Here is a 16,363-nt window from a genome sequence, read left to right on the forward strand (position 1 = left end):
TTTTTTACCTTTGAACAAATTTAACAATTAAGCCTGTCAAAATTGAAATTAACAAAAAATATTAAAACAAGCGCTATACAAGTGCTCCAAAAGGAGGCAAATGCGATACAAAATCTCATAAATTATATAGATGATGACTTTGTGGCTTGTGTGGAAGCAATTTTGGAATCCTCAGGAAGGGTGGTTATCACGGGTATTGGGAAAAGTGCCATTGTAGCTAACAAAATAGTGGCTACATTGAATTCGACCGGTACACCAGCTTTATTTATGCATGCAGCAGATGCAATACATGGAGATTTGGGCATGATCCAAAAAAATGATTTTGTTATTTGTATTTCAAAAAGCGGAAATACACCAGAAATCAAGGTTTTGGTTCCGCTATTGAAAAGGTTAGGGTCAAAGCTGATCGCTTTGGTAAGCAATGTGGAGAGTTATCTTGCCGAGCATGCTGACTATGTGCTCAATGCGACTATTGAAGAAGAAGCCTGCCCAAATAACTTAGCACCTACGACGAGTACCACAGTTCATATGGCCATGGGAGATGCGTTGGCAGTTTGTTTGTTGGAAGCAAGGGGATTCTCTTCTCAAGATTTCGCTAAATATCATCCAGGTGGAGCATTAGGAAAGCAACTTTATCTCACTGTCGCTGACGTGATTCCAAAAAATTTGGTTCCTGCGGTCAAAGAAGATGCCCTTTTGACTGAAATTATCGTAGAGATCAGTAGCAAAAGACTCGGAGCAACCGCAGTAGTAGATCATTCTAGTCAATTGCTCGGGATAATCACTGATGGAGATTTGAGAAGAATGCTTCTATCTGGTGCAGATATTCATCAGGTAAAAGCAATAGAAATTATGACAAAAAATCCGAAGACAATCTCTCAAGATGAATTTGCGATCAGGGCGCTCAATAGGATGAAAGAATTTAATATTACACAGCTGGTGGCGATGGATGGTGATAATATCGCAGGATTTATTCATATTCATGATTTGATGAAAGAAGGTATCGTTTAAGATAAAAGGATGCAGGAAAAACCGTATATTGTTATTATGGCAGGAGGAATTGGCTCCAGATTTTGGCCATACAGTAGAAATAAAAAACCAAAGCAATTTTTAGACATTTTAGGAACTGGAAGGACTTTACTTCAAATGACGTATGATCGATTTGAAGGAATTACAGATCCAGATAGATTCTTAATTGTCACAAATAAGCATTATTTTGATTTGGTGAAAGAGCAATTGCCCGATGTGGATGAATCCCATATTTTGACGGAACCTTTGAGAAGAAATACTGCGAATTGCATAGCTTATGCAAGTTACAAAATTGCTCAAAAAGACAAAGACGCGAAGATTATCGTCACTCCAGCGGATCATTTGATCTTGAGAGAGGCTAATTTTTTACAAAAAATAAATTTAGCTCTTCACGCATCTAATGATGAAAACCGATTGATTACCATTGGGATTCGTCCTAATAGACCCGAAACAGGCTATGGTTATATTCAGTATATCAGTAATGAAAATGGGGATGCGAAAAAAGTAAAAACCTTTACTGAAAAGCCAAACATCAAGCTGGCGAAGGCTTTTGTAGAAAGTGGTGAGTTTGTGTGGAATTCAGGGATGTTTGTATGGAAAGTAGAGAGTATCATCAAGGCTTTTGAAAAGTACATGCCTGAGGTAGCAGAAGCTTTTGAGGAAGGAGAAGAGTACTACAACACAGACAAGGAAAGTGAATTTATAGTGAAAGCATATTCCCAAGTCAAAAATATATCCATTGATTATGGAATTATGGAAAAATCGAACGAAGTCTATGTGATTTTGGGAGATTTTGGGTGGTCTGATTTAGGTTCTTGGAGTGGTCTACATGAGATTCGTAGCAAAGACGAAAACAACAATGTGATTGAAGCGAATGCACTGATTTATGATTCGAAAAGCTGTTTTGTCAAAGCCTCTCCGGATAAATTGGTAGTGGTGCAAGGATTAGAAAATTATTTGATCAGTGATTCTGATAATGTGCTTTTAATCTGCGAGCTAGATGCGGAAAAGAAATTCAGGGAATTCGTGAGCGATGCAAAAACCAAAGGCGAGAATTTCGTATAGCGATTATTGAAATTGGCTTTCAAGCTATTTGTTTTGATCGCAATTCAAGACTCATAGAAACTATTTTGAGCATCTATTTCTAATTTTGAATTCTAGATTTTCCCGCTTGTGATGCATTGAGTAAGGATGCGTGAATTGAAGATTTTTCAAGGATATCTTTTGGATCAGTTGGTACACTGATACTTTCTATAAAAGTCCCGTCATTTTTAAGTTTGATCCCCGTAAGGCAGTTTCCTTTGTAAGCTCCTGTGTCGATGTTCCATGTGTTGCAATTGCTCATAAATTCAGGTTTGGCATCGATTCTAGGTGTATGTCCGATTACTTGAACTTTTCCCATATGAATGATGGGTTTCCGATTCCAAAGTACTCCGTCTGGATTGGTTAATTCAAAAGGTGAACCATTACCAGAAAATCCAGCATGAGAAATGAGGACATTTTTATTTTCCCAAAAAAGTGGCATGGTGTTCATCCAACCCAAATAGAAATTAGGGTCTAATTTATGCTTTTTGAATTGTTCCAAAGTTTCTCTTCCACCATTGTCTAGCCAATGGTCAGAGTGGTCATCACCTTGTAAATATCTTAGCATCATTTGTTCGTGATTTCCTTTCAAAAAATGCACTGAATTTTTAAAAACTTTCTTCACTTCAAAGGCAAGTCGGATAGTCAAAGGAGAAAAATTACCCCGATCTATCAAATCACCAAGTTGAATTAAGGTCTCTGTCTTGGGTTCCCATTGATCCATCAATTTGAGGTATGTATGGAAACACCCGTGAACATCACCAATAATAAAAAGCGACATATTTACCTTTTTTGAGTTTGAAACTTCAATATTTTTAAAGCACTATTTCTAACGAAAGTAAGCGATTTTAGCGTCAAAAGCGTATTTTTTTTAATAAAAATTCGCATAAATGTTTGATCACCAATATCCTATATTTCACAAACAAAAAAACATATATGAAGTTAAAAGCTGTAGATTCTTCAAAACTTCGATTTGATTGCATATATTAGATAAAAAGACAAAATGTAAAAATTTGATTAAACATTATACCTAATTCAATATGAAAAATCCTTCCCTCTTCTTGCTTATTCTTTTGCTTTTGGGGTCAGGCTGTGCCTCGCAAAAAGATTATATTGCAGATTATGATTTCAACTACTCGGCTAATTTTAAGAGATACAAAACCTTCGGTTTTATAGAAAATCAAGATGGTGATGACATAGAATTTGTGGAGATTATTAAGAGATCAATTTCTACAAGATTAGGTTCTCAAGGTTTTAAATTTGTGGATGAAAAACCTGATCTTCTCGTGAATTACAAAGTCTTTACAGACGAGGTAAAATACAGAGGTTATGATCAACCAGGCTTTGATTATTGGCTCCAACGCAAGGGGGCATTTGTCACTGAAGAGGATGAAGAACTAAAAGACGAGGATAGAGGTAAAGATGAAAATTATAAAAATGTCAAATACGCTCAGAATAATGGAATGTTGGTGATTTTTGTTATTGATAATAAAAAGGGCAATACCATTTGGCAAGGTTATACTCCAGCAATTTTTGACCAAGCTTCTCCCCAAGTGAATACCGATCTTATGCGAGCAACTTACAAGGTCATGGATCAATTCCGAGTCTTGAGTAGGTCAAAATAGAAAAAAACCAGCTTCAATGCTGGTTTTTTTCTATAATAATTTTCCAATATGTATATCCGCTTTTGCAGCAGTAGTCATTTATAATATTGTTTGAAGTTCATTTCAATCAGCAGAGGCCGCATGTGCGCCGTGGCGTAGTTGACTATTGACGATTATTCGCATAATGGTAAGTGAAATATTCACATCCTGTTGTCATTGTGCATAATCATTCTTTTTAATAGACTTTTTGACCACCGACAAATGTCCCGGTGACCTTGAGGTTTCTCAATTCATTTTCAGGTGCAGTCATCATGTCTTTCTCAAAAATCACAAAATCTGCTAATTTCCCATTTTCAATACTTCCTTTAAGCTTTTCCTCAAAATTTGAATATGCCGCCCAAATCGTCATTCCTTTTAGCGCCTGTTCTCTGCTAATTCTATTTTCAATTTGAAATCCATCATCAGGCCAGTTTTTAGCATCTTTTCTGACTACAGCAGAATGAAATCCAAACATTGGATTGATTTGCTCTACTGGAAAATCACTTCCCAAAGCGATCATTCCATTTTGGTCTAGAAGGTCTTTGTAGGCATATGCGGTTTTGATTCGGAAAGGGCCTAGTCGCTTACCTGCCCAATACATATCAGAAGTGGCATGTGTAGGCTGCACAGACGGTATGATACTATATAAGGCGAACTTGGGCATGTCTTCATTACTTACAACTTGAGCATGCTCGATTCTCCATCTTAGGTCATTTTTACCTTTCAGGTATTTAGCATAAATGTCTAATAATGTTCTATTAGCAGAATCACCAATGCAGTGGGTATTCATTTGAAAGCCATTTTCATACATCTTTTTCGCCAAATCATCGAAAGCTTCAGGTGTATTCAAAAGAAAGCCATAATTGGTGTTGTGATCATGATAGGGTTGCAATAAGGCAGCTCCTCTAGATCCCAAAGCACCATCACCATAGATTTTAAAACTTCTGACCGTCAAGAAATCATCTTGATAAATGCCTTTTTCGAAATAATGCTGCATGTTTGCATCAGTAGGATTGACCATGGCATAGATTCGCATTTTTAAAGAATTCTCTTGATGCATTTGATGCATGAGTTCAATGGTACTTCTTTCTAATCCAGCATCTACAAGGGAAGTCAGTCCAACTGCAAAGCAATTCTCTTGAGCACCAATCAAGGCTGCTCTCGATTCTTCTTCACTAGGATCAGGGACTTTCGCCGTGACTAGTTTGATTGCATTATCAATCAAAACACCAGTCGGTTGCCCATCTGCTAAGATCACTTTTCCACCTATCATTTCTGTTTTGGAGGTGATTCCACCCAAATCAAGTGCTTTTTGGTTGACCAAGGCTGCATGACCATCAATTCTGGTAAGCAAAACCGGCGTATCTGGGAAAAGCTCGTCTAATTGATCTTTCGTAGGAAATTCTTTGTCTTCCCAGAGATTTTGATCCCATCCTTTTCCTAAAATCCACGGAGTATCAGGATTGTTTTTATGATGTTCCACCACGCGTTCAATCAATTCTTGCTCAGATTCAGCACCAAGTAATTCCACAACTTGGAGCCCTAATCCGTAGCGATAAAAATGCGCATGAGCATCAATCAATCCCGGATAAATGGCTTGCCCATCCGCATCGATAGTTTCTTTTGCTTCATAGTTTGAAAGAATATCTGAGTTGCTTCCTACTGCTACGAACTTCCCGTCTTTTACTGCAAATGCTTTTACAATATCGAAGTCTTCCGAAACGGTATAAATTGTTCCATTGTGCACGATCAGATCTACTTGTTCCTTTTCCTTTCCACAAGATGACAAGCAATAAGAAGAGATTGAAAGCGCGATGAGGAGTAATAATTTTTTCATTTGGGTTGGATTGGTTTACATTCTTTGATAAAACCCATCATATTTGCACCATGATGGAAGCGAATTACTCTTTTCTTCAGGAATCTCTGAATTTCCCAAAATATGATTTCAAACTTCAGGAGGAAAAGAATGGGAAATTAAGCATTTTCGATGCCTTGAGAAAGAAGTATTTGATATTAACGCCTGAGGAATGGGTGCGACAGCATTTGATACAAGTTTTAATTCAAAAATATGCTTATCCTAAAAGTCTATTTGCCTTAGAGAAGGGTTTGAAATATAATCAAATGCAAAAGCGGTTTGATATTTTGGTACATGACAGATCGGGCTTACCTTTTTTATTGATAGAATGTAAGGCTCCTGATGTCAAACTGACTCAGAAGACAGTTGAGCAAGTTTGTGTTTATAATAAAACGATTAAATCACCGTATTTAGGTATTTCTAATGGGAAGCAGCATTTATTTTTAAAATTCGACGAATCATCAGAGACTTTTTTGCAAATCAAAGATTTACCGATTCTCTAGATATTATGTAAGAGATTTATATGATTTTTGTTACCTTTAGCTATTGTTTAAATCAGTTTTACTAACTCAAATTCTTCCATGATCAAAGAAAAAAGCAGTCCCTGTGAACTCTGTTTAAGTCGAAAATTCTCGATGTTTGCAGATCTTTCCGATGCCCATCTTTGTAATCTATCGGACAACAAAAACTTTATTTCACACAAAAAAGGCCAAATTCTTTACTACGAAGGCACCAAGCCTCTTGGGGTGTTTTGTGTAAGTGCCGGTATTGTGAAAGTATTTAAATCAGCTTCCAATGGCAAAGAGCAAATCATCAGACTTGCCCAAAAAGGTGAATTCTTAGGTTATTCATCGATGCTGGGAGAGGAGGTGTATTCTAACACAGCAACTATAGTCGAAGATGCCAAAATTTGTTTTGTCCCTAAGGAGACCTTTCTAAAGGTGTTGCAAGAAGATAATAATTTCCACAGAAGACTGACCAAAGCACTCTGCAATGATATGGGTGTGATGGAGGGAAAATTAACAGACGCCACACAGAAGACAATTAGAGAAAGACTTGCATTCACGCTCTTGAAATTAGGGGATACTTACGGTGTAGATGGTGGTGAAGGGGAGAAAATCGACATAGTCCTGACTAGAGAGGAAATTGCAGGCTTGGTAGGTACCGCCACAGAGACGGTTATCAGATTGCTTTCAGAGTTCAAAAAAGACGAGTTGATAGAATTTGATGGCAAAAAAATCATCATCTTAGATAAAAAAGGCCTTGCGAGACTTAGTGATTTCTATGGATAATCTTTTTGTTTTTAAAGTAAACTATCAAGCAAAAAAGTCTGTTTTGATTCTATGAAAATCAAATTGTTACTCCTTTGTTTTACTTTATTGACGATCCAAATGAGCTTCGCCCAAAGTTTAGCCTACAAAACCCTGCTAAAAGGAGTCTATGACAATGACTTTCCAACAGTCAAACTGAATCAAAAAGAAATTCTAGAAAATGCAGTTTTGCTCGATACCAGAGAGAAGGAGGAATTTGAAGTCAGTCATCTCAAAAATGCCAAATGGGTAGGTTATAACACTTTTTCTCTTGAATCAGTACAAGACCTTTCAAAAGATCAGCCTATTGTAGTGTACTGTTCAATAGGTGCGAGAAGTCAAGATATTGGCAAGAAACTCAAGGATGCTGGTTTTGAACAAGTTTACAATCTTTATGGAGGCATATTTCATTGGGTAAATGAAGACATGCCTGTATTTGACCAAGAATCTCAAACCAAGCGTGTCCACGCATACAGTCGATCCTGGGGAATATGGCTGAATAAAGGCGTGAAAGTATATTAAATTGATTTTGTCTTGAACAAGACAGTTAGTATTCATTTGATTTTCTAATCTTGCAATCTATAAGTGATAAAATCACGTTTATAAGGTAAAAAAATATACTATGAAATTCCTACTGATTCTATTTAGCGCACTTTACCTTAATTTTTCCTGTGGAGCATCTTCTCTAGGTGCTGAATCTTCAAAATCTCCTTCACATGAAGACTTTGATGCTTTATTGAAAAAGTATGTCTCACCCACCGGGGTAGTAAATTACAAAGGCTTGTTGGCAGATAAAGCTAAACTTGACAAATACTGTGATTTGCTAAGCAATAATGCGCCTGATCGAAAAACTTGGAGCAAAAATGAGCAATTGGCCTATTGGATCAATGCTTATAATGCATTCACTTTGAAGTTGATCGTAGACAATTATCCAGTCAAAAGTATCCAAGACCTTCATCCAAAAATCAAAATTCCACTGATCAATACCGTTTGGCATATCAAATTTTTCAAGATTGGTGGGCAAGATGCTAATTTGGACGAAATAGAGCATAAAATCCTCAGAAAGGAATTTGACGAGCCAAGAATACATTTTGCGATCAATTGTGCTTCCATTTCTTGTCCACCACTTCTGAACGAGGCTTACGTTTCCACGAAGATAGATTCTCAATTGGATAAGGTGGCTAAGGCATTTATCAATGGACCAAAAAGAAATAACATCAGCGCCAACCAAGTAGAGATTTCTAAAATCTTTTCATGGTTCAAAGGGGATTTTACAAAAAATGGGGATATAATTGATTATCTTAACAAATATTCTAAGGTTAAAATCAACCCCAAAGCTAAAGTCTCCTACCTAGATTATGACTGGTCACTCAACAATAAGTAAACCCAAACATTTTGTAATCATTGGAAATGGTATCTCAGGGGTCACCTGTGCTAGACACCTGAGAAAAGCCGATGCTGACTGCCAAATAACTATTATTTCTGGAGAAAGTGAGCATTTCTTTTCTCGGACAGCCCTGATGTACATTTACATGGGGCACATGAAGTACGAGCATACCAAGCCTTATGAAGATTGGTTTTGGGAGAAAAATAGGATAGCCCTCAAACAAGCTTGGGTGAGTCAGGTGGATACCGATAATAAGACTTTGATTTTTTCAGATGATTCTACTTTTGATTATGATGTTTTGATCATTGCCTCAGGCTCAAAGCCAAATAAATTTGGGTGGAAAGGAGAAAATCTCCAAGGAGTTCAGGGACTCTACAGCATTCAGGATTTGGAATTGATGGAGAAAAATTCTCAAGCTATAAAAAGAGCAGTGGTCGTAGGCGGAGGATTGATCGGGATTGAAATGGCAGAGATGTTTTCAAGCAGAAAGATTCCTGTGACTTTTTTGGTTAGAGAGAAGAATTTTTGGGATACTATTTTGCCAGAAGATGAAGCCAAATTAATCAATAGACATATCAAAGAACACCATATTGATTTGCGGTTAGAGACCGAACTTGACGAGATTCTAGACGATGGAACAGGCCGAGTGAAAGCCATAAAAACCAAATCAGGTGACTTGATTGATTGTCAGTTTGTAGGATTGACCGTAGGAGTGAGGCCAAATGTTGACTTCCTAAAAGAATCAAAAATTCAAATCAATCGGGGTGTTGTAGTAGACTCATTTTTCAAAACAAATGTGGAGGATGTCTATGCCATCGGAGACTGTGCGGAATTCCAAGAAGCACCGGCTGCTGATCGTAAAAACATCGAGCAGGTCTGGTACACGGGCAGAATGCACGGTGAGACACTTGCCTACAACCTGACCAACTCCAAAAAAGTACCGTATCAGCCAGGAATCTGGTTCAACTCAGCCAAATTCTTTGACATCGAATATCAGACTTACGGATTTGTCCCACCGATTTGGGGAGAGGAGATAGAGAGTTTTTACTGGGAAGATTCCAAAGGAAAAATCGCCATCAGAATTCTATATCAAAAATCAAATCAAGCCATAATCGGCGTGAACGCATTCGGATGGAGACTTCGCCACGAATATTTCGATCATGCCATTGAGAAAGGATATCACCAAGAAAAAGTGCTCGGAGAACTGGGACAAGCGAGTTTCAATCCTGAGTTTTACAAATCCTTGCATAAAGAAGTTCTGAAGCAGTATAATCAGGAAAATAAGAGGTCTATCCAAATCAAAAAACAATCATTTCTCCAAAAGCTAATCGGTTCCCGCGCATGAAATTCATTCAAAAAATAGGCTTGGTAATTTTCATTTTGGCATTTGCTGGTTTCAGTCTTTTGCCATTTTATGGTTCTTACCAACTCGAAAAAGAATCAGTCATTTCGGAGACCAAGGATATTCATCAAGAAGCGATGGTAGACATCCTCCAACCGATGTATGGCGAAGTATACGAGTCAAACATTAAGTTTATTTCTGACTTCAATAGGTATTTTGATGCATATAATAATGAATTGAAAAGTGCTGAAGAATGGGATAAGGTGATTTGGGATGACTACACTTTTTCTTTGACCAAAGCAGCAGCTACAGGCCCTGTGAGTGAAAGTCCGAGTTTATTTCTTGCTGTGACCATTTTACTCGGAGCATTTGGAGCTTTATTGTACATCCTCCCGCTCTACCGAAATCAACCCAATGGAATCAAAAATGATGGGATCTATCATTCTTCCATGAAGTCGCGGGGGCTACTTGGTATCATCACAGGCTCTTGGTTGATTCTATTCTACATTGTTCTCTATTGGTTTCCAGCCTATTTGACCAATCTCGTTTTGATGGTCGATCCTTTATCAATGGCGCTTTCGGGCAATCCTGCCTCACAGTGGTTTTTATATGGGTTTATCTACACCCTAGCCATTTTGGTTATGGGAATCAGGATGTTTAGGAAATATCGGGGCAATAATTACCAAACGATTCGAACGGCATCGGTGATGTTTTTTCAATTAGCTTTCGCTTTTATGCTTCCAGAAATCTTGGTTTTGCTGAATATGCCATGGCATGATTTTAAGAATATCTGGCCTTTGGACTATTCCTTTTTCTACGATTACAGACTAGAAGGAATGCTAGGTTCTGGAGCTTTGGGGATGTTTATGTTGGTTTGGGGCATTATTTTGATTGTGGTGGGTGTGCCGCTATTCACTTATTTCTATGGAAAAAGATGGTATTGTAGTTGGGTCTGTGGATGTGGTGGATTGGCAGAGACTCTGGGCGATCCCTACCGTCAGCTTTCTGATAAGACAGTCAAAGCTTGGAAAATTGAGCGGTATTTGATTCATGGCGTATTGGTTTTTGCAGTGGTGATGACTGCGGTTACACTGGCGAATTATTTTATGGAATTTGAGCTATTGGGTTACGCCACCAATGAATTACACACAGTTTATGGCTTTTTGATTGGCTCTGCATTTGCGGGAGTGATCGGAACTGGTTTCTATCCCTTGATGGGGAACAGAGTTTGGTGTAGATTTGGGTGTCCTTTGGCAGCATACCTGGGATTGGTGCAGCGCTTCAAGTCCAGGTTCCGAATCACCACCAATGGCGGACAGTGTATCTCTTGCGGCAATTGCTCAACCTATTGTGAAATGGGAATTGATGTGCGCTGGTATGCGCAAAGAGGTCAAAATATCGTCAGATCTTCTTGTGTAGGTTGTGGAGTCTGCTCTGCTGTATGTCCAAGAGGAGTCTTGAAATTAGAAAATGCAGATGAAGAAGGTAGAATCAATGACGTGCCTATCATCATCGGTAATAAATCCATAAGCATAAAATCTTAATGATCTTTATTTATATCATCATGGGCATTTACGCCCTAGCGATGCTGTTTATCCTTCTGTATAGCTTTGCCCAGGCAAATTTGCTGTATCATTTTTTTCAGTTTAGAAAAAACATTCCCAAGGCAAGCCCACCTACTTGGGAGAAGCTTCCTTTTGTAACGATTCAACTCCCGGTTTTCAACGAAAAATATGTGGTCGAAAGACTTATTGACGCATCTGCCAAATTCAACTATCCAAAAGATAAGTTTGAAATTCAGCTGCTGGATGACAGTACAGATGAAACGGCAGCTATTCTCAAAAGCTATATTCAAAATTATCCAGAGATAGATTTTCAGTATATCCACAGAACAGATCGGACAGGATTCAAAGCCGGTGCACTCAAAGCGGGTTTGGAACAGGCAAAAGGTGAATTTATCGCTGTTTTTGATGCGGATTTTGTGCCTGATCCTGACTTTATTCTCCATACTATTGGGCATTTTTCGAATGAAAAAATTGGCATGGTGCAAAGTCGCTGGACCCATCTAAATGAAGGTTACTCTATTCTGACAAGGCTTCAAGCTTTTGCTTTGGATGCCCATTTTATGGTGGAGCAGATGGGGAGAAATCATCAGCAAGCCTTTATCAATTTCAATGGAACGGGTGGGATTTGGAGAAAATCCTGTATCCTCGATGCGGGAAATTGGCATGATGATACCTTGACTGAGGATTTGGACTTAAGTTATCGATCGCAACAAAAAGGTTGGGAATTCATCTACCGGCCAGATGTAAAATCACCTGCTGAGTTGCCACCGGTGATGTCAGCCATCAAATCTCAGCAATTTCGCTGGACCAAAGGTGGTGCTGAGTGTGCAGCCAAACACCTGAAAAATGTGTGGCTACAGCCCTTGGGCCTGAGGAAAAAATTGCATGCATCGGCACACTTACTCAATGCAGCGATTTTTATCGCGGTGGTGCTGGTGAGTTTGTGTAGCATTCCACTGTGGTGGGCTTTTCAGCAGGATATGATCCCTGGAGAGATTTTCAGAGGAGCAGCGGTTTTCTTGGTGGGTTTTGTGATTATCGCTTTGGTGTATTTCTTTGCCAACTTGAGCTTGGTGGAATTTTCTACCAAAGGAATATTGAGATTCCTATGGGAATTGCCCTTGTTTCTCTCGGTGTCTATGGGACTTTCCATTCACAATGCGCAAGCGGTATGGGAAGGACTAACAGGTAAAAAATCACCTTTCATCCGTACGCCAAAATACAATCTGAGCGAGACAGAATCTTGGAAGAAAAATAGCTATCACCAACTCAAGGTTCCCATGACAACTTATCTAGAGGGAATAATGGCAGTGGTATTTTTATTTATGGTTGTCATGTCTATTTATTTTCAGACCTACGAAATGCTCGTGTTTCATGCGATGCTGGCTTTAGGATTTACGCTGGTTAGCATCGAATCTTTCAAAAGTTACAGGTTACAATAATAAAGTTCATTTCCTTTCTTTTCACCAAATCAAAAATTTTGCAATTGAATCAGCCTATCATCGACGTCATTATTCCAGCTTTCAATGAGGAGGATTCCATTGGAAAAGTTATCCGAGATATTCCCACTATTGTCAGGCATGTGGTGGTGGCAAATAATGGTTCTTCGGATACCACAAAAAAAGTAGCCGAAGCAGCTGGCGCAATTGTACTGGATGAACCGCAGAAAGGCTATGGCAAAGCTTGTCTGACAGCCATGGATTATCTGTCGAAAGTTGAAGAACAAGCAGATATTGTCGTGTTTTTAGATGGAGATTATTCTGATTATCCCGAACAGCTGCTAGATCTAATAAAGCCGATCATAGAAGCCGATTATGATATGGTCATTGGTTCTCGGGCTTTGGGGAAAAGAGAAGGCGGATCGATGACCTTGCCTCAAGTTTTCGGGAATTGGCTAGCCACTACGCTGATGCGCTGGATTTATAAGACCAACTATACCGACCTTGGCCCATTTAGAGCGATTAAGTGGGATCAATTGAAAGCCTTGGGAATGGTAGATGAAAATTATGGATGGACCATAGAGATGCAAATCAAAGCCGCACAGTCAGGCCTCAAAACCACAGAAATCCCTGTAGATTACAGAAAACGCATTGGCGTCTCAAAAGTAAGCGGTACAGTAAAAGGAGTCTTTGGGGCAGGCTATAAAATTCTTTGGACGATTTATAAGTATTGGTAAAATGTCATTTTTTATCAAAAATACCCTGTAGTAGGTATTTTTTTAGAGTGAAGATGGTGGTAGTTTTAGGGGTATTGATCGGATAAATCTGCAATTCGTTGTGTATTTTGTTTCAAATAGTTTCGAAAGTAAAATTAGTTTAGTGAAGTAAATGTTACAGCTTAGTGTAATAGTCAACACGTCCGCCAGAAAACAAACATAAAAACAAAGACAAAATGCCAACTCCCCAGTAAAATCAAAAGAGCTGTAACCCAATGCTAAAAACCAACTCAATGTATTACATTTGCTTTTGCCCCAAGGCACCAACCGAAAAACAAATTATTTTCGTAAAAAATCAATAACTTTGCATCTAATGCAATTTTTATGAGCCCAAAGACAATAAATAGAATTAAAGTTGTATTAGTCGAGAAAAGCTTGACCAGTAAATGGCTCGCAGAAAAACTTGGGAAAAACGAAGCCACTATCTCTAGGTGGTGTACTAATGATGTTCAGCCAACGTTACCAACCATAGTTAAAATTGCAAAACTATTGAACGTTTCACCAAGAGAACTTATTTGTGAATAAATGGAAGAAAAACTTAGGATAACAACAAAAATTCCATTTAAAGTCTCTGCAAGAGCAGGTAAGCTGCTTGGAAGGGAAAATTTTTCTAATCCTGAAGGAGCAATAACAGAATTAGTTAAGAACTCATATGATGCAGATGCGGAAAATTGTCTCGTGATTTTTGACATACCAATAATTCAAACTGAGGATGAAAATGGTGAAATTCACAACATACCAGTAAAAGAAAAATCTGTCTTGTATATTATTGATAATGGAGATGGGATGAAAAAAAAGACAGTAGAAGACTACTGGATGCAAATTGGTACAGGTAATAAAGAGCAGTTTTTTTTATCGGACAACAAAAGAGTAAAAACAGGAGCAAAAGGTATTGGCAGATTTGCATTGGATCGCCTTGGTTTGAATACTGAAATGTGGACTCTTTCAAAAAGTGCAGATAATGACATTGGTATTTATTGGCAAATGAATTGGAGTCAATTTGACGATTTGGAAAAATCAATATCAGAAATTGAAGCTGAGATTTTAGAAACTTCAATTACGTTAAAAGATAAAATTAAAGAATTACTTGGGGAAGATTTTGATTTTCGAGAATTAACCAATATAGATTTCAAAAGTGGTACAATTCTAAAAATATCAAATTTAAAAGATGAATGGTTCTCAGATGAAATAGAAAGTGTATATAAAAGTCTTGAAGCGTTAATTCCTCCTAAAGAATTGAATATTCCTTTTCAGGTCTATTTTAAACATTTTCAAAATAAGTCTAATTACGGATATGTTAATACTGCATTTTACAATGATTTTGATTACAAAATAAAAGCCAAATACAATGCAGAGTTATTAACTGTAGAATTTGAAATCGAAAGAAATGAGCTAGACTTAAATGTTATCTATAGAAAATATAAACATTTATATGAAAGGCTTTCGTTTCCATTTGATTTAAATACCATAGAAAATAAGATATTCAAATACTCAAAAAGTGTTGGTAAGCTTTTAAATTGGGATTTAAATGAATCAAGGAAAAACCTTCTAAAAGAAATTGGTAATTTTAATTTTTCATTCAATTATATAAAATTGGCAAACTCAAAAAAAGAAGGTTATCCATATAAAGATATTATTGCAAAAGAAAGACGATCAACACTAGAACGGTTTGGTGGTATAAAAATCTATAGAGATTCATTTAGGGTTAGGCCTTATGGAGACCCAAAAAATGATTGGCTTGGTTTAGGCTTTAGAGCAGCAAAAAGTCCAGCTGGTGCTGGCCAGAGAATTGGTGATTGGCGAGTAAACAATGAGTCGGTCGCTGGAATAATTACAATTTCAAGAAAAGACAATGCTTTACTAGAAGACAAATCTGACAGAGGTGGAATTCAAGAAAACGATTCTTTTAATACTTTCAAGAATATTATTATTGCGATAATTCATGAATTTGAAGTAGATCGTTCAAGAATTTTAAATCCTATCTACTTGTTTAATAAACAAGAAAAAGAAAAGGAACAACAAAAAGAAATTCAAAGACAAGCCGAACTTTTAGCTAAAAGAATAATAGAGGAACAAAAAAATAATCCAGAACCTGATAAAAATAAAGAACAGGAGCGAGTTGAGGCTTTTTTTAAAGAATCTGTAAGAAACATTATTGAGGAAAAATCAGACGAAGAAAATCAAGAAATAGTTCAAGTACGTTCTCTTGCAAGTTTAGGATTAATAGTTTCATCTTTCTCACACGAACTAAAAGAAGTAAGCAATAATGCTTCTGAAATAATTGAGTTGGAAAAATATGCTAAGTCATTAATTCCAATTGAAAAAAAGAGTTCTACTAACTATCAAGATATGGAAGATATCTTTCAATTACTAAAGGAAGATAAAGAGAAAATAAAACATTGGGTAGATTACACTTTAACGGCAATCAGAAAGGATAAAAGAAGAAGGGCGAAACTTGATATAGCTCAATTCTTTATTCAATTAAGCGAATCTTGGAAGCGAATTTTCAAGAGAAAGGATATAAATCTTTCGATTTTAAATAAGATTGGTAACGATTCTTATGATTTTAGAGCTTTTGAAATGGATTTAACGACCATTTTTTCTAATCTAATAAACAACTCAATTGATTCTTTTGAACAACGAAAAACAATTGAAGAAAGAAATATTAAAATTGAATTTGAAATTATAAACAATCGTCTCGAAATCATTTTCAGTGACAACGGTAAAGGCTTAGATAAAGCTTTTGAAAATAAGGAAGACATATTTCTTCCTTTTATAACATCAAAGAAAGATAGAACCGGTAATGAAATCGGGACTGGTTTAGGTATGTACTTAGTGAAATCAGTAATAGACGACAATAATGGTAATATTGAAATCTTGAATTGCCAAGCTGGATTTTCGGTAAAAATTTCTTTTTCCCTCACTAATAAATAG

The 16,363-nt window shown here is 37.2% G+C and carries 15 protein-coding genes; 13 read left to right on the forward strand and 2 right to left on the reverse strand.

Going from position 1 to position 16,363, the window contains the following annotated elements:
• Positions 1–42: 42 nt before the first annotated feature.
• Both IEV57_RS06195 and IEV57_RS06200 read left to right on the forward strand, forming a co-directional pair.
• The gene (locus IEV57_RS06195) at positions 43–1,011 is read left to right on the forward strand and encodes a KpsF/GutQ family sugar-phosphate isomerase (protein ID WP_188440706.1); all 969 of its coding nucleotides are present in this window, start codon (positions 43–45) and stop codon (positions 1,009–1,011) included.
• 9 nt (positions 1,012–1,020) lie between these two features.
• The gene (locus IEV57_RS06200; RefSeq protein ID WP_188440708.1) at positions 1,021–2,094 is read left to right on the forward strand and encodes a mannose-1-phosphate guanylyltransferase; all 1,074 of its coding nucleotides are present in this window, start codon (positions 1,021–1,023) and stop codon (positions 2,092–2,094) included.
• A 79-nt stretch (positions 2,095–2,173) separates the two neighbouring features.
• On the opposite strand, the gene IEV57_RS06205 is transcribed toward IEV57_RS06200, so the two are convergent.
• Positions 2,174–2,893, reverse strand: coding sequence for a metallophosphoesterase family protein (locus tag IEV57_RS06205; protein WP_188440709.1), 720 nt, complete (start codon positions 2,891–2,893; stop codon positions 2,174–2,176).
• A gap of 259 nt (positions 2,894–3,152) precedes the next feature.
• Between IEV57_RS06205 and IEV57_RS06210 the strand changes: the two genes are divergently transcribed.
• On the forward strand, positions 3,153–3,737 hold the full coding sequence (locus IEV57_RS06210; RefSeq protein WP_188440711.1) for a DUF4136 domain-containing protein: 585 nt from the start codon (positions 3,153–3,155) through the stop codon (positions 3,735–3,737).
• A gap of 214 nt (positions 3,738–3,951) precedes the next feature.
• Here IEV57_RS06210 and IEV57_RS06215 read toward each other — a convergent pair whose 3' ends face one another.
• The gene (locus IEV57_RS06215; RefSeq protein ID WP_188440714.1) at positions 3,952–5,592 is read right to left on the reverse strand and encodes an amidohydrolase; all 1,641 of its coding nucleotides are present in this window, start codon (positions 5,590–5,592) and stop codon (positions 3,952–3,954) included.
• A 50-nt stretch (positions 5,593–5,642) separates the two neighbouring features.
• Between IEV57_RS06215 and IEV57_RS06220 the strand changes: the two genes are divergently transcribed.
• From IEV57_RS06220 to IEV57_RS06265, 10 genes are all read left to right on the forward strand, one after another.
• On the forward strand, positions 5,643–6,113 hold the full coding sequence (locus tag IEV57_RS06220; RefSeq protein WP_188440716.1) for a type I restriction enzyme HsdR N-terminal domain-containing protein: 471 nt from the start codon (positions 5,643–5,645) through the stop codon (positions 6,111–6,113).
• A 78-nt stretch (positions 6,114–6,191) separates the two neighbouring features.
• Positions 6,192–6,902, forward strand: a complete 711-nt coding sequence (locus IEV57_RS06225) for a Crp/Fnr family transcriptional regulator (protein ID WP_188440718.1) — start codon at positions 6,192–6,194, stop codon at positions 6,900–6,902.
• A gap of 51 nt (positions 6,903–6,953) precedes the next feature.
• Complete coding sequence (locus IEV57_RS06230; RefSeq protein ID WP_229744246.1) at positions 6,954–7,442, forward strand: rhodanese-like domain-containing protein; 489 nt, start codon at positions 6,954–6,956, stop codon at positions 7,440–7,442.
• A 100-nt stretch (positions 7,443–7,542) separates the two neighbouring features.
• Positions 7,543–8,304 (forward strand): DUF547 domain-containing protein, encoded by a 762-nt coding sequence (locus IEV57_RS06235; protein ID WP_188440720.1) that lies wholly within the window; start codon positions 7,543–7,545, stop codon positions 8,302–8,304.
• The gene (locus tag IEV57_RS06240) at positions 8,279–9,652 is read left to right on the forward strand and encodes an NAD(P)/FAD-dependent oxidoreductase (RefSeq protein ID WP_188440722.1); all 1,374 of its coding nucleotides are present in this window, start codon (positions 8,279–8,281) and stop codon (positions 9,650–9,652) included. Before IEV57_RS06235 ends, IEV57_RS06240 begins: the two co-directional genes overlap by 26 nt.
• Positions 9,649–11,193, forward strand: a complete 1,545-nt coding sequence (locus IEV57_RS06245) for a 4Fe-4S binding protein (RefSeq protein ID WP_188440724.1) — start codon at positions 9,649–9,651, stop codon at positions 11,191–11,193. The genes IEV57_RS06240 and IEV57_RS06245 overlap by 4 nt, the downstream gene beginning before the upstream one ends.
• Positions 11,193–12,656 carry a cellulose synthase family protein gene (locus IEV57_RS06250; RefSeq protein WP_188440726.1) on the forward strand — a complete coding sequence of 488 codons (1,464 nt, stop codon included), beginning with the start codon at positions 11,193–11,195 and terminating at the stop codon, positions 12,654–12,656. Before IEV57_RS06245 ends, IEV57_RS06250 begins: the two co-directional genes overlap by 1 nt.
• 44 nt (positions 12,657–12,700) lie before the next feature.
• Entirely contained in the window at positions 12,701–13,390 is a 690-nt protein-coding gene (locus IEV57_RS06255) for a glycosyltransferase family 2 protein (RefSeq protein ID WP_014772592.1), read from the forward strand.
• Positions 13,391–13,753: 363 nt separating this feature from the next.
• Positions 13,754–13,954, forward strand: coding sequence for a helix-turn-helix transcriptional regulator (locus IEV57_RS06260; RefSeq protein ID WP_188440728.1), 201 nt, complete (start codon positions 13,754–13,756; stop codon positions 13,952–13,954).
• On the forward strand, positions 13,955–16,363 hold the full coding sequence (locus IEV57_RS06265) for an ATP-binding protein (RefSeq protein ID WP_188440730.1): 2,409 nt from the start codon (positions 13,955–13,957) through the stop codon (positions 16,361–16,363).

This window comes from Belliella aquatica (assembly GCF_014637795.1).
GTDB classification, from domain to species: Bacteria; Bacteroidota; Bacteroidia; order Cytophagales; family Cyclobacteriaceae; genus Belliella; species Belliella aquatica.

Excerpts from the sequence above, each read along its gene's own strand:
- IEV57_RS06260 (WP_188440728.1), top strand. The coding sequence starts at position 13,754 with ATGAGCCCAAAGACAATAAATAGAATTAAAGTTGTATTAGTCGAGAAA.
- IEV57_RS06205 (WP_188440709.1), bottom strand. The coding sequence starts at position 2,893 with ATGTCGCTTTTTATTATTGGTGATGTTCACGGGTGTTTCCATACATAC.
- IEV57_RS06265 (WP_188440730.1), top strand. The coding sequence starts at position 13,955 with ATGGAAGAAAAACTTAGGATAACAACAAAAATTCCATTTAAAGTCTCT.
- IEV57_RS06230 (WP_229744246.1), top strand. The coding sequence starts at position 6,954 with ATGAAAATCAAATTGTTACTCCTTTGTTTTACTTTATTGACGATCCAA.
- IEV57_RS06245 (WP_188440724.1), top strand. The coding sequence starts at position 9,649 with ATGAAATTCATTCAAAAAATAGGCTTGGTAATTTTCATTTTGGCATTT.
- IEV57_RS06250 (WP_188440726.1), top strand. The coding sequence starts at position 11,193 with ATGATCTTTATTTATATCATCATGGGCATTTACGCCCTAGCGATGCTG.
- IEV57_RS06210 (WP_188440711.1), top strand. The coding sequence starts at position 3,153 with ATGAAAAATCCTTCCCTCTTCTTGCTTATTCTTTTGCTTTTGGGGTCA.
- IEV57_RS06220 (WP_188440716.1), top strand. The coding sequence starts at position 5,643 with ATGATGGAAGCGAATTACTCTTTTCTTCAGGAATCTCTGAATTTCCCA.
- IEV57_RS06235 (WP_188440720.1), top strand. The coding sequence starts at position 7,543 with ATGAAATTCCTACTGATTCTATTTAGCGCACTTTACCTTAATTTTTCC.
- IEV57_RS06215 (WP_188440714.1), bottom strand. The coding sequence starts at position 5,592 with ATGAAAAAATTATTACTCCTCATCGCGCTTTCAATCTCTTCTTATTGC.
- IEV57_RS06225 (WP_188440718.1), top strand. The coding sequence starts at position 6,192 with ATGATCAAAGAAAAAAGCAGTCCCTGTGAACTCTGTTTAAGTCGAAAA.
- IEV57_RS06200 (WP_188440708.1), top strand. The coding sequence starts at position 1,021 with ATGCAGGAAAAACCGTATATTGTTATTATGGCAGGAGGAATTGGCTCC.
- IEV57_RS06240 (WP_188440722.1), top strand. The coding sequence starts at position 8,279 with ATGACTGGTCACTCAACAATAAGTAAACCCAAACATTTTGTAATCATT.